This is a genomic window from Frankia sp. CpI1-P (assembly GCF_001421075.1).
Taxonomy (GTDB): Bacteria; Actinomycetota; Actinomycetes; order Frankiales; family Frankiaceae; genus Frankia; species Frankia torreyi.
Genome location: NZ_LJJX01000002.1, coordinates 232,200 through 246,811, shown reverse-complemented (window position 1 = coordinate 246,811; position 14,612 = coordinate 232,200). Strand labels below are relative to the sequence as shown.

The following is a 14,612-nucleotide window of genomic DNA, read 5'->3' as shown; positions in this document are numbered from 1 at the left end:
GCCCGGTGCCGGCCGGCGGCGCGGCCGCTCAGCGGCCCTGGGACCCGANGGCGCTGACGGCGGCGCACGCGGACGGCGGCCAGGTGAGCTCCAGGCTCAGCCACTGATCGTCCAGGTCGACGCCGATCCCCACCATCGGGGCGTCCCCCTCCGGCCCGACGGCACCGGCACCGTTCGGCCAGGGCGGTGGCACCCGGTCCGGCCAGGGCAGCGCGACGAAGACGCTGCCACCGGCGGGCGCCCACAGCACCGTGACGATCGCCCGCCCGCCCGAGGCCGCGGCGAGCAGCGCACCGACCCGGTCGGCCAGCGCCGCGCGCACCGGCGCCGGCGCCGAGCGCAGATCGCCGGAGAGCTGGATCTCGATGCTGATCCCCGCATTCTCGGCGTCGGCGAGCACCGGGTCCAGATCCGCGAGCGCGGACGACGGCCCGCCGCCGGTCAGCATCCGGCGGATCGTCGCAGCCCGCACCGCGCAGCGGCTGCGCACGGCCGCCGCCCGCGGGTCGAGCCGGCCGTCGGCGATCCCCGCCAGCAGCGGCAACGCGTCCGCCTCGACGGAACCCAGCCACTGGACGCGCTCGCGGCGGATCATCAGCGATGCGTCGATGCGCGCGGCGACCTCGGCCTCGGCCGCCAGGGTGCGCGCGGTGGTGTCGGCGGTGGCGCGCAGCAGCGGGCCGAGCATGGCGGCGACGATCTGCACGCCGCACATCCCGTAGATGTTCGAGCTCAACCGGGCGAGCACCAACGGATTGTCCGGGTCCCGCACGAGAACCAGGCCGACCAGCAGCAGGATCGTCACCACCAGGGCGGCGGTCCACTCCCGGCGAGGCCGGGAGGCGGTGATGAACGCGAGCAGCAGCGGCAGGACGAACAGCGGCCAGTTGGCGATCCGCACGATGTCCGGCCCGCGGGTGTTCGCCGCCCCGGCGGCGGTGACGGCCAGGGTCGTCGCCAGCAGCGCCAGCGATTCTGCGCGCCCCAGCGGCCGGTCCCGAACCCGCCGTGCGGTCTCGGCGATCACCAGCGCGAGGACCGCCCACAGCAGCGCCGCGACCGGGCGCTCCCGCACCCAACCGAGCGTCGCGACCAGCGGCGCCAGCATGACGACCAACCAGAGGCCGGCGATCTGGCCGACGGCGCGCCGCTGCCCGGCGGCATAGGCGTCATCGAGGTCGGCGGCGATCGCGGTGACCCCCCGCCGGTCGGCGACGACCCCGCCACCGCGACCCGACGCCGGACCCGCGGCACCACCACCACCACCACCGGCACCGGCACCGGCACCGGCACCGGCACCGGCACCGGCACCGGCACCGGCACCGGCACCGGCGAGGATCGGCGTGGTCCTCGGCGTGCGCCACTGGAGCCGCACGGTCGTGCCGCGACCCGGCGCCGAGACGATGTCGACCGTCCCGGCCACGTCGTCGAGCCGGCCGACGATCGAGCGGCGCAGGCCGAGCCGGGCCGGGTCGACCCGGGCCGGGTCGAAACCGCGGCCGGCGTCGGACACCTGCACGGTGACGACACCCGCGCCCCCGTCGAGGCGGACCCGCGCCCGCCGGGTGCCCGCGTGGCGCTCCACGTTCGCCAACGCCTCGCCGACCGCGCCCGCGAACGCGGCACCGACGACGGCGGGCGGTTCGGTTCGCACCGCCCCGCGGGCGGCGCCGCGCAGGTGGTTGTCGAAGGTGACCCGCAGCCGCGGACCGTTGGCGTTGCGGACGACCTCGGCCAGACGCTCGTCGATGGGCGGCTCGTTCGCCTCGTCCGGGTCGAGCAGGCCCTGCACGGCGGCGAGACTCTGCCCGCAGCGCCTACGGGCCAGCGCCACGTCCCGCCCCCCGCCCCAGGCGATCCCGGTCAGCGTGTTGAGGACCGTGTCATGGATGATCCGCTCGCGCTCCCGGCGGTCCCGGGCGACCGCGTGGACCACGGCCTCGCCGCGGTGGCGGGCCACGACGTTCGCCCAGCGCCGGTCGGCGGTACGGGCGATCTGGCGCAGCCGGCCGATCGCGAGACCCAGCAGCCCCGGCACCAGCACCAGAATCGTCGACTCGACGATGACCTGCGGGTTGTGCCCCCAGCCCCCCACCAGGGTGCCCGCGCCGAGCAGCAGGATGCTCGGCGCGGCCAGCGCCGGCGGGAAGGCCCAGACGGCGACGACCGCCGCGTTGATCGCGGTCAGGAACACGAAGTTGCCGCTGTCCCCCACGGACTGCGGCGGCAGCCAACGCCCGGCCGTCAGCGCCAGCGCCAGCGCGACCGCGACGCTCGCGGCGGCGAGCAGGTGCCCCACCCCGCGACGCAGGCCCACCACGCAGAAGAACACGCCCCAGCCGACGCTGACCAGCACGACCGCCAGCGCCGCCGGGTGGCCGGCGTACCAGTGCCAGACGAGTAGGTAGGCCAGGGTCAGCAGGACCGCGACGGCGCGCAGCGCGACGAGCACCGCGGCCATGACCTGTTCCAGCGCCCGGTAGGCACGGCCCGCCTCGACCGACGCGCGGCCCAGCTCCAGCGCGGCGGCGCCGAAGGCGGTGTCGGTGATCCCGTCGCCGGCCGCCGGCCCGCCCGGCGTCGCCGCCCGCCTGCCGTGGCGGCCGGTACCCTCGGGTTCGAGTTCCTCCGCCGTCCCCACGGTGGAACCGATGCCGCGCCTCACCACGGTGGCTCCGTCATGGCTTGGCGGTTCCGTCATGGTTTGGCATCACTTCCGACCCGAAGCCCGTTCCGCCCGGGCGAGCTGGTCGCAGGCTACAGGTCGGGTGCCCCCTCCCGCCGGCAAAGGATGCCTCCCGCCGCCGGCACCGGGAATTGGACGTCCGGGCAGGTCGGCGGCGCGAGATCGAGGAGTCGGTCGCCGGCGGTCGCCCGGAGGCCGGCGGCCCCGCGCCCGAAGTGCCCTAGGCTTGACCGCGTGTGGAAGGACCGCCAGTGAATCCTCCGCCGTCCGCGGACCCCACCCGCGTGGACCGGGAGCAGGCCGACCGGGAGCAGGCCGACCGGGAGGGGACGCTGCGGGTCGGCGAGCTGTCCGCCCGGCTGGCGGAGCTGGGACCCCGTGACGCCCACCGGCTCGGCCGGCGTCTCGCCGACACCCGGCGCACCCGCGAGCCCGCCGCCCGCCAGCGCGCCCTGCGGGCCATCGCCGCCGACGCCGATCGGGCGGCCGCGCGGGTCGCCCGGCGGCGGGCGAACGTGCCCGCGCTCAGTTACCCCGATATCCTCCCGGTTACTCAGCGTAAGGACGAGATCCTCGCCGCGATCCGCGACGATCAGGTTGTGATCATCGCCGGTGAGACCGGTTCCGGCAAGACCACCCAGCTACCGAAGATCTGCCTGGAGCTCGGCCGCGGGGTCCGCGGGATGATCGGTCACACCCAGCCGCGACGGATCGCCGCGCGCACCGTCGCGGACCGCATCGCCGAGGAGCTGGGCACCCCCTCGCCGCAGGCCGGCGGGGTCGTCGGCTACCAGACCCGGTTCACCGACCAGGTGCACGACGACACCCTCGTCAAGCTCATGACCGACGGCATCCTGCTGGCCGAGATCTCCTCGGACCGGTCGCTGCGCCGCTACGACACGCTGATCATCGACGAGGCCCACGAACGCAGCCTCAACATCGACTTCATCCTCGGCTACCTGCGCTCGCTGCTCCCCCGCCGGCCGGATCTCAAGGTGGTCATCACCTCCGCGACGATCGAGACGGCCCGGTTCTCCGCGCACTTCGGCGACGCGCCCGTCATCGAGGTCTCCGGGCGCACCTACCCGGTCGAGGTGCGCTACCGCCCGCTGGTGCCGGGCGCCCGCGACGCCGACCCGACAGGCCCGACAGGCCCGACAGGCCCGACCGCGGCCGAACCGGATGCGCGGCCCGCCGAGGAGTCTGCCGGTGGCCGCGGGACCGGCCGGGCCCGCGGCGGCAGCGGCCCGGGCGGGCGCCGCGGGCAGCCGGTCGAGCCCGAACGCGATCAGACCCAGGCGATCAGCGACGCCGTCGACGAGCTGTGCGCCGAGGGCCCCGGCGACATCCTGGTGTTCCTCAGCGGGGAACGGGAGATCCGGGACACCGCCGAGGCGCTCGCGCGCGAGCAGCGGCCGAACACGGAGATCGTGCCGCTCTACGCCCGGCTGTCCGCCGGCGAGCAGCACCGGGTCTTCCAGCCGCACACCGGACGGCGGGTGGTGCTGGCGACCAACGTCGCGGAGACCTCGCTGACGGTGCCCGGCATCCGTTACGTCATCGATCCCGGCACCGCGCGCATCTCCCGTTACAGCCATCGGACGAAGGTGCAGCGCCTGCCGATCGAGCCGGTCTCGCAGGCGTCCGCGAACCAGCGCAAGGGCCGGTGCGGGCGGACCGCGGACGGCATCTGCATCCGGCTCTACAGCGAGGAGGACTTCGCCGGCCGGCCCGAGTTCACCGACCCGGAGATCCTGCGGACGAATCTGGCCTCGGTGATCCTGCGGATGGCCGATCTCGGGCTGGGCGACATGGCCACCTTCGGCTTCCTCGACCCGCCCGACCCGCGCCAGATCAGCGACGGGGAGCTGCTGCTCACCGAGCTGGGGGCGTTCGACGCCGGCGGCACCGGCGCAGGCGGGCCCGCCGCGGGCGCGACCACCCCAGGCGCAGCCACCCCGGGCGGTACCGGCGCGGGCGGTACCGGCGCGGGCCGGCGGATCACGCCGATCGGTCGGCGCCTCGCGCAGATCCCCGTGGATCCCCGGCTGGCCCGCATGGTGCTCGCCGGCGACGAGCAGGGCTGCCTGCGGGAGGTGCTNGTCATCGCGGCGGCGCTGGCCATCCAGGATCCGCGGGACCGTCCGGTCGAACACCAGCAGGCCGCCGACGAGCGGCACGCCCGGTTCGCGGACCCGACCTCGGACTTTCTCGCCTACCTGAACCTGTGGAACTACCTGCGCGACGCCCGCGGCGAGCTGTCCGCCAACCAGTTTCGGCGGATGTGCCGGACCGAGTTCCTCAACTACCTGCGCATCCGCGAGTGGCAGGACGTCCATGGCCAGCTCGCCGCCGTGGCCCGCGGCCTGGGTCTGAACGCCGACGCCCGCGCCGGCGACCGCGCCCCCCGCGACGACCGTGGCGGCGGGAACAGCACGGGCGGCGGGAACAGCACGGGCGGCGGGAACGGCGCAGGTGGCACGGCCGATCCGCGGGCGGTGCACCGGGCGCTGCTGACCGGCCTGCTGTCGCATATCGGCCGGTACGACCCGGAGCGCCGCGAGTACGCCGGGGCCCGCGGCAGCCGGTTCATGCTGTGGCCGGGCTCGGCCATGGCCCGCGGCCGGGGCCGGGCCGACCGCGCCGCCGCCGCGGACACCGCCGCCGACGGGACCGGCCCGGACGCGCCGCGGCAGCGTCCGTCCGGGCCGCCGGCCTGGGTGATGGCCGCCGAGCTCGTCGAGACGTCGCGGCTGTGGGGACGCACCGCGGCGCGGATCGACCCGGACTGGATCGAGCCGCTGGCCGGGCATCTCGTGCACCGCAGCTACAGCGAGCCGCGCTGGTCCCGCCGGCAGGGGGCGGTGCTCGCCGACGAGCGGGTGACGCTGTACGGGGTGCCGATCGTCGCCGGCCGCCCGGTGCAGTACAGCCGGATCGACCCGGCGCTGTGCCGGGAGCTGTTCATCCGCCACGCCCTGGTCGAGGGCGACTGGCAGACCCGGCACGAGTTCTTCCAGCGCAACCAGCGACTGCTCGCCGACGCCGAGGAGCTGGAGCACCGGGCGCGCCGGCGCGACATCGTCGTCGACGATGAGGTGCTGTTCGGCTTCTACGCCGAACGGATCCCGGCCGACGTCGTCTCCGTCCGGCACTTCGACGCCTGGTGGCGCAAGGCCCGGCGCGCCACCCCCGACCTGCTCGACTTTCCCCGTTCACTGCTCGTCTCCGCGGGCGCGGCGGACGTGCGCGAGGACGACTACCCCGACGTCTGGCGGCTCGGCGAACTGGCCCTGCCGCTGAGCTACCAGTTCGAACCTGGGTCGGCGGCCGACGGGGTCACCGTGCACATTCCGCTGCCCGTGCTCAACCAGGTGGCCGCCGAGGGCTTCGAGTGGCAGGTCCCGGGGCTGCGCGAGGAGCTGGTGACCGCGCTGATCCGGGGACTGCCGAAGGTGGTCCGGCGCAGCTTCGTGCCGGCGCCGAACTACGCCCGCGCGGTGCTCGCGCACATCACCCCGGGTCAGGCCCCGCTGCTGGTCGCGGTCGAGCATGAGCTGCGCCGGATGGGCGGCCCGGAGATCCCGCGGGACTCCTGGTCGCTGGCTGCCGTCCCGGACCATCTGCGGATCACCTTTCGGGTCTCCGACGTCCACGGGGCGGTGCTCGCCGAGGGCAAGGACCTCGACGCGATCAAGCAGCGGCTACGGCCACGGACCCGGGAGGCCGTCGCCGCCGCGGCGGACGGCGTCGAACGGTCCGGGCTGCGGTCCTGGGACGGCGTCGGCACTCTGCCCAAGGTCGTGGAGCTGCGCCGCGGCGGCCACGTCGTCAAGGCGTTCCCGGCGCTGGTCGACGAGGGAAACACCGTCGCGGTCCGGGCCACCGACACCGAGACCGAGCAGCGCCAGACGATGTGGGCCGGCACCCGCCGGCTCGTGCTGCTCGGCGTCGCCTCGCCGATCCGCGGCCTCAACGGGCGGCTGTCCAACGCGGCGAAGCTCGCCCTGAGCCACAACCCGCACCGGGACGCCGCCGACCTGCTCGACGACTGTGTCCGAGCCGCCGCCGACCGCCTCATCACCGCCGCCGGCGGTCCGGTCTGGGACGAGGCGGGTTTCACCACGCTGCTCGCCGCGGTGCGCGCCGGCCTGCCCGAGGCGTCGTTCGCGGTCGTCCGCGAGGTCCAGCAGGTCCTCGCGCTCGCGCACACCGTCGACCTGGCGCTGCGGGACCTGCGCGCGCCGGTGCTGGCCGCCTCGGTCGCCGACGCCCGCGGGCACCTCGACGCGTTGATCTACCGCGGTTTCGTCACCGACACCGGCGCGGACCGGCTCGCCGACCTCGCCCGCTACCNCACCGCCCTGGAGCGCCGGCTGGAACGGCTGCCCCGCGACCCCGGCCGGGACCGGATCAACACCGCGACCGTGGGGCGGGCGTGGGAGGCCTACCGGGAGCTGCTCGCGACGGTGCCCGCCGGCCGGGAGCCGGGCGAGGAGATCCGCCGCATCCGCTGGATGCTCGAGGAGCTGCGGGTGAGCCTGTTCGCCCAGAACCTGCGCACCCCGTACCCCGTCTCCGAGGAACGCGTCTACCGCGCCATCGACACCCTCCTCGGCTGACCGGAGCGGCCTGCGCCCGGGCCGACCGGGTTACGGCCTGTCCCCCTGGGCGGCAGGAACGGCAGGAACCTCCGCGGCGATGCTGGCGCCCAGGGCGGCGGGGGCGTCCGGGATGACCGGGGCGTCGAGGGAGGCAGGCGCGGAGAAGTCCCACAGGGCGCCGACGGCCCACCACGGCCAGGCATGGCCGCCGTCCCACAGGATGTGCTGCAGCTCGGAGCCGGGCGCGAAGCGGGTGGCCTCCGCCTCGCCATCGGGGAGGTTCATCTTCAGGTAGTCCGACCAGCCGCCGCGCCAGGGCACGGTCCTGTCCGCGGTGCCGTGGATGTGCAGCATCCGGACGGGGACGGTCGGGCAGGACACCAGCGCCTGCCCGCCGACCATGCCGACCGCGGCGACGAGGTCGGGGGCCTCGCAGGCGACCCGGGCGGCGAGCATCGCGCCGTTGGAGAAGCCCCACACGTACACCCGGCTGCGGTCCACCGGGGTGTGGCGGGCGGCGTCGTCGACGACCTGGCGCAGGTAGCCGATGTCGTCGGTGGTGGCCTGGCCGCAACAGCCGCCGGCGTTCCAGGCCTCGTGGACGCCGACCCCGTAGGCGACGGCGAAGCCGTGGGCGTCGGCGAACGGATCCGCCCCCGACATCTCCCGCACGTTCTCGGGGCTGTTGAGCAGGCCGTGCAGGAGAATCACCAGCGGGCGGGCCGTGCCGCGGAACGTGGGCGAGAGCCGGACGTCGGTGTGCAGTTCGTAGGTCCGCCCGGAGGCCACGCGGTGCACCGTGTCCGCGGACGGTGTCGCCGGGCCGGACGCGGCCGGAGAGGGCCCGGCGGACGCGGAAGGCCCGGCGGAGGTCGCCGCGCCCGAGGCTGCGGCCAGGCCGGCGACCGCGGGCGACCCGGCGGCCGCGGTCGCGCTGGTGCCGCCGGGCGCGCCTGCGCCAGCAGGTGAGCTGACGCCGGAGGGCGAGACGGCGCCGGAGGGCGAGACGGCGGTCGGAGTGCCGGCGGGGGGTGGGCTGGCCGCCGGGAGCGGGGGGACGCCCGGCAGCTGGGTACCGGAGACGGAGGCGGCGTCCGGGAGCCGGGGCGCGGCCGCCGGGTTGGACGCGGCGGGCGCGGCGGCTATCGAGGACGGGCCGGCGAGGTGGGCAGCGCCGGCCGGGGACCCTGCGGCGGCCGCCGGGGCCGAGGTGACCGACGCGGCGGTGGCCGACGCGGATGACGACGGCGACAGCGTCGCAAGGATGAGGGTGGCCAGGCCGACGGCGACAACGCCGACGATCCCGACCCCGCGCCGCAGCCGTCCCCGCCGGGACAGCCCGACCCGCGCCCAACGCAGCACGGACACCGTCCTCTCAACTCCTCGTCTCCGCCCGGTCAGAGCGGTCATGCTAACCCGCTTCCCGTCAAGAACTCCTATACCGGGCTAGCACAGCACAGCCGCGGGCGATTCGGCCGAACTCGGACGGCTTGCGCACCCGCCCGGGTGCGCCCGACCGTGCCGCGACCGCCCGGGCGCGGGCACCCGCCCGCCCCGGACCTGTGCCTGGGAGCGGCGCCATCTGTGTTCTTCTGGGGGATGAATCGGACGTTGAACCCTCCAGAAGGACCCGGGTGGGCGCTCTCCCCCGCATCCGCCGCCGACGCACGAGCCGTCGCCCGTTCCGCGACCCGCCTCCGTCACACCGCCAGCCGCCACGAACGGGAAGGGGACTGCTCGAGGCGTTGCGCTAGCGCAGCGCCGTGACCGAGGTGCCGGCGACGGCCGAACAAACATGTAGCACGGCTTCCCGGCCGGTGCGGGCGGAATAGGCGGGTTCGAACGCCGCCGTGAACGCGTCCAGCCGGGTCCGGTCCACGAGGGCCACCGCACAGCCCGCGAACCCGCCTCCGGTCATCCGGGCACCGAAGCAGCCCGGGGCGGCCTGCGCCGCGGCCACGGCCGCGTCAAGCTCCGGCCCCGACACCTCGAAGTCGTCCCGGATGCCCCGATGGCCGGCCAGCAGCAGCCGGNCGGCCGCCTCGGCGTCCCCGCGGGCCAGCGCCTCGGCGACCGCGTCGACCCGGGCGTTCTCGGCGATGACGAAGCGGGCACGGCGCAGCGCCACCGGGTCGAGACGGCTGGCGGCGTCCGCTGGCAGGGCCTCGAGGTCACGCAGCGCCGGCACCGCCAGCGCCCGCGCGGCGCGCTCACATTCGGCGCGCCGGTCGGCGTAGGCGCTCGTGACGAGCTCCCGCCGTGAGCCGGTGTCGATGACGACGACGGCGAGCCCGGCCGGCAGCGGCACGGGTGTGATGGTCAGGGTCCGGCAGTCGATGCGCAGGGCGTGCCCGGCGATCCCCCCGACGCAGGCGAGCTGGTCGAGCAGGCCGGTGGCGGCGCCGACCCAGGTGTTCTCCGCCCGCTGGGCCAGCCGGGCGAGCTCCGTCGGTGCCGGCACGGAGCCGGCGAGGTGGGTGCAGGCCACGGCGACGGCGAGTTCCAGGGCGGCCGAGGAGGACAGGCCGGCGCCGAGCGGGATGTCGCTGGCGAGCGCGCCCTGCCACGGCACGAGGCCGGCCCCGGCAAGCTCGCCGATCGCGGCAAGCTCGCCGGTCGCGGCAAGCTGGACCGCCACGCCCTGCACGTACCGGGCCCAGCCGGTCGCACGGGCCGGCGGCGGCGTGTCCGCGGCCGGCGGCGGCAGCCCGACGACGGCGGGCGCCGGATCCTGTTCGGACACCAGCCGCAGGGTGGCGTCCCCTGCGGTGGGAACGTCGTCCGTGCGGCGCAGGGCGATGCAGAGCTCGCGATCGATCGCCACCGGCAGGCACAGTCCGTCGTTGTAGTCGGTGTGCTCGCCGATGAGGTTGACCCGGGCCGGTGAGCGCACCAGCAGGGTCGGCTCGCGGCCGTAGGCCGCCACGAACGCCCGCACCGCCCGTACCGCGGCCGGCACCGCCCGTTCGCCCGGGCCGGCCGCCGAACCGGGGCGGCCCGGGGGCGGCGTCACGACGGCCGGATCCGCAGCGGCGCGGCCGGGACCGCCTCGAGGCCGCCGGGCAGGGTCGCCTCCCCGTCCCAGGCATCCGCCACGACCGCGCGCAGCCGGCCCGCGGCGTCCTCGGGGGTGAGGTCGCGCGCGGGCTCCGCGAGCATCTCGTAGCCGACGAGATGCTTGCGGATCGTCGGCGAGCGCAGCAGCGGCGGATAGAAGTGGGCGTGTAGCTGCCAGACCCCCTCGGGGGGGCGCCGCGAACCGGTCGCCCGGCCCACGGCCCCCGCCGGATGCGGACCCGGTGCGCCGTGCCAGCCCATGGAGAACGGGAACAGGTGGTCGAACAGCGCGTCGTAGCCGGCAAGCAGGCGGCCCAGCACGTCGGCCAGGCTGTCCCGCTGGGCGTGGTCGAGCTCGGCGAGCCGCTGCACGGGTCGGCGGGGCAGTAGCAGCGTCTCGAAGGGCCACACCGCCCAGAACGGCACCACGACGAGCCAGTNGGAGTCGTCGAGGACGATCCGCTCCGCGGCGCGCGTCTCGATGCGGAGGTAGTCGAGCAGCAGGGAGCTGCCCGACCGGGCGAAGTGCTCCCGCTGGTGGGTGTCCTCGGCGGCGGCCTCGTCGGGCAGGGCGTCGCAGGCCCAGATCTGCCCGTGCGGATGCGGGTTGGAGGCGCCCATCGCGGTGCCGCGGTTTTCGAAGACCTGCACCCAGCGCCACCGCTCGGACAGCTCGGCCTCCTGCGCCGCCCACGTGTCGACGACCGTGCGGACCTCGAAGGAGGACATGTCGACCAGCCCGCGGCCGTGATCCGGGCCGAAGCAGACGACCCGGCAGGTCCCGTGCGCGGGGGCGCTGCGCAGCAGGCCGGCGGGGTCGACGGGGTTGACGGGGTTGACGGAGTCGGCGCCGGGCGGCGCGGGATCGCTCCCGGCGGGTCGCAGCGCCGGGAAGTCGTTGGTGAACACGTACGTGCCCCGGTAGTCGGGGTTGCGAGCGCCGCCCGCGCGCTCGTTGCCGGGGCACAGATGGCAGGCGGGATCGTACGCGACGGCGGGAGGCGTCGCCGCCGTCTCCCGACCGCCGTGCCAGGGGCGCCGAACCCGCCCCGGCGAGACCAGAACCCAGCGGCCGGTCAGTGGATTGAACCGCCGATGCGTGGTGTCGTCCATCGATTCGACAGCCTGCCACGGCTGCGGCCGGACCAGCCCCGTCCGGACCACCCCGGAAGATCCACCGGCGGTCGCGACGGCAGGCGATCCCCACCGCCCGGTTACCTGACGCAACGCCTCAACGACCCTAGGGTGAGAGAGGTGGCACCGCCGCGGCGCGGCCGCGACAACCCGCACGTGCGGTGATCCGGATGGGCGACGGTCGGGGCCGTCGGCGCGCCACGGCCGCCCGATGCATGCAACGCGCATCACACGGCGGACGGCGGACGCGCAGCACGGCGGACGCGCAGCACGGCGAAGGCGCAGCGCACGGCGGATCAGACAGGCGGGGACGGTCGACGGCCGACCGGCGCGGAAGGGACGGGCAGGGCATGGATCGACGGATGCTGCTGCGCTCGGCGGTGGCGGCGCTGGGCACCGCCGCGTTCTCCGGAGCTACCTGGCATGCGGCCCTGGCCGCCACCGCCCGGCCCGGGGTGGGGCCCTACGGACCGCTACGCCCACCGGACCGCTCCGGGGTGGCACTTCCCGCCGGTTTCACCAGCCGGATCGTCGCCCGCTCGCACCTGCTCGTCGGCGCGACCGAGTACGTGTGGCATGACGCGCCGGACGGGGGGGCCTGCTTCCCCGGGCCCGCCGACGGCTGGACCTACGTGTCGAACTCCGAGGTGATGCTGCACGGCGGCGCCTCGGCGCTGCGGTTCCGGGCCGACGGCTCGATCGCCTCGTCGGGGCGCATCCTCGGCGGCACCACCGCCAACTGCGCCGGCGGGGCCACCCCGTGGGGGACGTGGCTGTCGTGCGAGGAGTTCTTCTCCGGCCGGGTGTACGAGGCGTGGCCGGACGGGTCGCGCAAGGCCGTGGCGCGTCCCGCGCTGGGCCGTTTCACCCACGAGGCGGCGGCCTGTGACCCCGACCACCGGGTGATCTACCTGACCGAGGACCGCAGGGACGGCTGCTTCTACCGGTTCCGCCCGGACCGCTGGGGCGACCTGTCCGCCGGCCAGCTGGAGGTGCTGGTCGCCGATGCGCACGCCGAATCCGGGCCGGTGCGCTGGGAGCGGGTACGCGATCCGGACGGCTTCCCCCGGGCGACCCGCCGGCAGGTCCGCGAGGCCCGGCGTTTCCATGGCGGCGAGGGCTGCTGGTACGCCCACGGCGTCTGCTACCTGACCACCAAGGGCGACGACCGGGTGTGGGCGTACCGGGCGGACGCCGAGCGGATCGACCTGCTCTACGACCGGGCAAGCCTGCCCGACCCGCCGCCGCTCACCGGAGTGGACAACGTCGTCGGCGCGCGCTCGGGCGATCTGTACGTCGCCGAGGACCACTCCCGTCCCGCCCTGGTGCTCATCACCCCGGACGGCGTGGTCGCGCCCTTCCTGCGGCTGCCGGAACACGACAGGTCCGAGATCACCGGCCCGGCGTTCAGCCCGGACGGGAGCCGGCTGTACTTCTCCTCCCAGCGCGGGGTGACCGGGCGCAACCGCGGCGGCATCACCTTCGAGGTGACCGGCCCCTTCCGCCGGTAAAGCCGAACCCGACGGTAAAGCTGAACCTGACTTCAGCTCCAGGGCCGTAGGATCGCGGGCATGCTCCCCACCGACCTGCTGACCGTAGGCGAGCTGTCGCAGCGCAGCGGATTCGCGCCCTCGGCGCTGCGCTTCTACGAGCGACAGGGGCTGATCNCCGCCACCCGCACCGCCGGCGGCCAGCGCCGGTACGAACGACACGTGCTGCGCCGGCTGGCGTTCATCCGCGCGGCCACCGCGATGGGGCTCAGCCTCGACGAGGTGGCGCAGGCGCTGGCGTCGCTGCCGGATGCCCGCACCCCGACGAAGGCGGACTGGTCGGCCATCTCGCGGCGCTGGCGCACCCGGCTGGACGAGGAGATCGCGGCCCTGGAGGCCCTGCGCGACGGGCTCGACTCGTGCATCGGCTGCGGCTGCCTGTCACTGCGCCGCTGCCGGATCTCCAACCCCGCCGACCGGATCGGCGCCCTCGGCCCGGGGGCCCGGGCGCTGCCCGCATCGCTGCGCGGCGCCGGGCGGATGCACCACGGCGGCCACCGCCCGCAACCCGCCCCCGACTGCGCCGGACCGTGTCCGAGCGGACCCGCCGCCACCGAGTCGGGGTCGGTCGGATAGACAGACGTGACGGCGGGTGGCGCGGCGGTCCGCGACCGCGCCAAGGCGAGCCGAAGCAGGGTCTGAGGAGGGGTTGTGGGGGACACATACGGCGCGTTCCGGTCGAATGCCGGCTCCACGGAGCAGGTCGACGGCCACGGCCAATGGACTGGCGGCGAACCACTGTCCCCGCTGCCCAGCCGGGTCGGCCACCGACCCGTCGAGGCGCCGCCCACCGGGCCCGGCCCGGTCCGCGTCCGTCGCCGCCGGCCGATGATCGTCGGACTCGGCGGCACCACCAGGGCCGACTCCACCACCCACCGGGCCCTGACGACGGTGCTCGCGACGATGGCCCAGGCCGGCGCCGAGACGGTGCAGTTCGGGTCCGCCGAGCTGGACCTGCCGATGTACGCACCGGAACGCCCCGAGCGCTCCACCGCGGCCCTGCGCCTGCTCGCCGCCGTGGAGCAGTCCGACGCCGTCGTGATCGCCACCCCCGGTTACCACGGCGGGATGTCCGGCCTGGTCAAGAACGCGCTGGACTACCTGGAGGACCTGCGCGGCGCGCCGCGACCGTACCTCGACGGGCGGGCGGTCGGTCTCATCGTCTGTGCCCAGGGCGACCAGGCCGCCGGAACGACGCTGAACGCGCTGCGCTCGTCCGTGCACGCCCTGCGCGGCTGGCCGACCCCGCTGGGCGTGACGTTCAACACCGCGCAGCCCCTCTTCGACGCCCACGGCCGGCTCGTCGACGCGGCCGCCGCGGCGAGACTCGAAACGCTCGCCGATCAGATCATGGGATTCACCTATGCCTGGTCTCAAGTGATCTGAACCGCCGCGCCCACCGGCCGCCCCGCCTACAGACCCTCCCGGTGACACTCTCCCCGTCCCGGTACTGCTCCGCACCACGGCGGTCCCGCCACGGCGCACCCTGACGTATTCGCCCAGACGGGACGGGTCTACCGTGGCTGGCCCCGGCGGCGGNGCGCGGGTGCCCGGCCCGGCCGGGTGGGCGGACGACGAGGA

Annotated in this window: 8 protein-coding genes and 5 pseudogenes; 7 read left to right on the top strand and 6 right to left on the bottom strand. The window is 75.5% G+C overall.

Translation table 11 applies throughout. The features are described from left to right. Positions 1–49: 49 nt before the first annotated feature. Positions 50–2,665: sensor histidine kinase (locus FF86_RS02525; protein ID WP_242418034.1), on the bottom strand; the 2,616-nt coding region annotated here is incomplete at its 3' end. Positions 2,666–3,018: 353 nt separating this feature from the next. Here FF86_RS02525 and FF86_RS38800 point away from each other — a divergent pair. From FF86_RS38800 to FF86_RS38790, 3 genes and pseudogenes are all read left to right on the top strand, one after another. Then, positions 3,019–4,787: pseudogene (locus FF86_RS38800) on the top strand (helicase-related protein); the annotation flags it as partial. Position 4,788: 1 nt separating this feature from the next. Beyond that, a pseudogene (locus FF86_RS38795) lies at positions 4,789–7,042 on the top strand (DUF3418 domain-containing protein); the annotation flags it as partial. Between the two features lies 1 nt (position 7,043). Continuing rightward, the coding region (locus FF86_RS38790; RefSeq protein WP_242418033.1) for a DUF3418 domain-containing protein at positions 7,044–7,308 on the top strand (265 nt) is incomplete at its 5' end. A 30-nt stretch (positions 7,309–7,338) separates the two neighbouring features. Here the strand turns inward: FF86_RS38790 and FF86_RS02515 are convergent. The 5 genes and pseudogenes from FF86_RS02515 to galT (FF86_RS38775) all read right to left on the bottom strand — a co-directional run. After that, the gene (locus FF86_RS02515) at positions 7,339–8,658 is read right to left on the bottom strand and encodes a PHB depolymerase family esterase (protein WP_242418032.1); all 1,320 of its coding nucleotides are present in this window, start codon (positions 8,656–8,658) and stop codon (positions 7,339–7,341) included. A gap of 382 nt (positions 8,659–9,040) precedes the next feature. Continuing rightward, positions 9,041–9,323 (bottom strand): annotated as a pseudogene (locus tag FF86_RS38785) (galactokinase); the annotation flags it as partial. 1 nt (position 9,324) lies between these two features. Next, the coding region (locus tag FF86_RS02510) for a galactokinase family protein (RefSeq protein ID WP_242418063.1) at positions 9,325–10,249 on the bottom strand (925 nt) is incomplete at its 3' end. Positions 10,250–10,299: 50 nt separating this feature from the next. After that, positions 10,300–10,787 (bottom strand): annotated as a pseudogene (gene galT / locus FF86_RS38780) (galactose-1-phosphate uridylyltransferase); the annotation flags it as partial. 1 nt (position 10,788) lies between these two features. Continuing rightward, positions 10,789–11,460: galactose-1-phosphate uridylyltransferase (gene galT, locus FF86_RS38775; protein WP_242418031.1), on the bottom strand; the 672-nt coding region annotated here is incomplete at its 3' end. 371 nt (positions 11,461–11,831) lie between these two features. Here galT (FF86_RS38775) and FF86_RS02500 point away from each other — a divergent pair. From FF86_RS02500 to FF86_RS02490, 4 genes and pseudogenes are all read left to right on the top strand, one after another. After that, a complete protein-coding gene (locus tag FF86_RS02500; protein ID WP_044883732.1) occupies positions 11,832–12,992 on the top strand; it encodes an alkaline phosphatase PhoX in 1,161 nt (386 codons plus the stop codon). A 60-nt stretch (positions 12,993–13,052) separates the two neighbouring features. Then, positions 13,053–13,148: pseudogene (locus FF86_RS38770) on the top strand (MerR family DNA-binding transcriptional regulator); the annotation flags it as partial. A 1-nt stretch (position 13,149) separates the two neighbouring features. After that, on the top strand, positions 13,150–13,607 hold a 458-nt coding region (gene soxR, locus FF86_RS02495), incomplete at its 5' end, for a redox-sensitive transcriptional activator SoxR (protein WP_242418030.1). Positions 13,608–13,682: 75 nt separating this feature from the next. Further along, positions 13,683–14,417, top strand: coding sequence for an NADPH-dependent FMN reductase (locus FF86_RS02490; RefSeq protein WP_052680952.1), 735 nt, complete (start codon positions 13,683–13,685; stop codon positions 14,415–14,417). Positions 14,418–14,612: the final 195 nt, after the last annotated feature.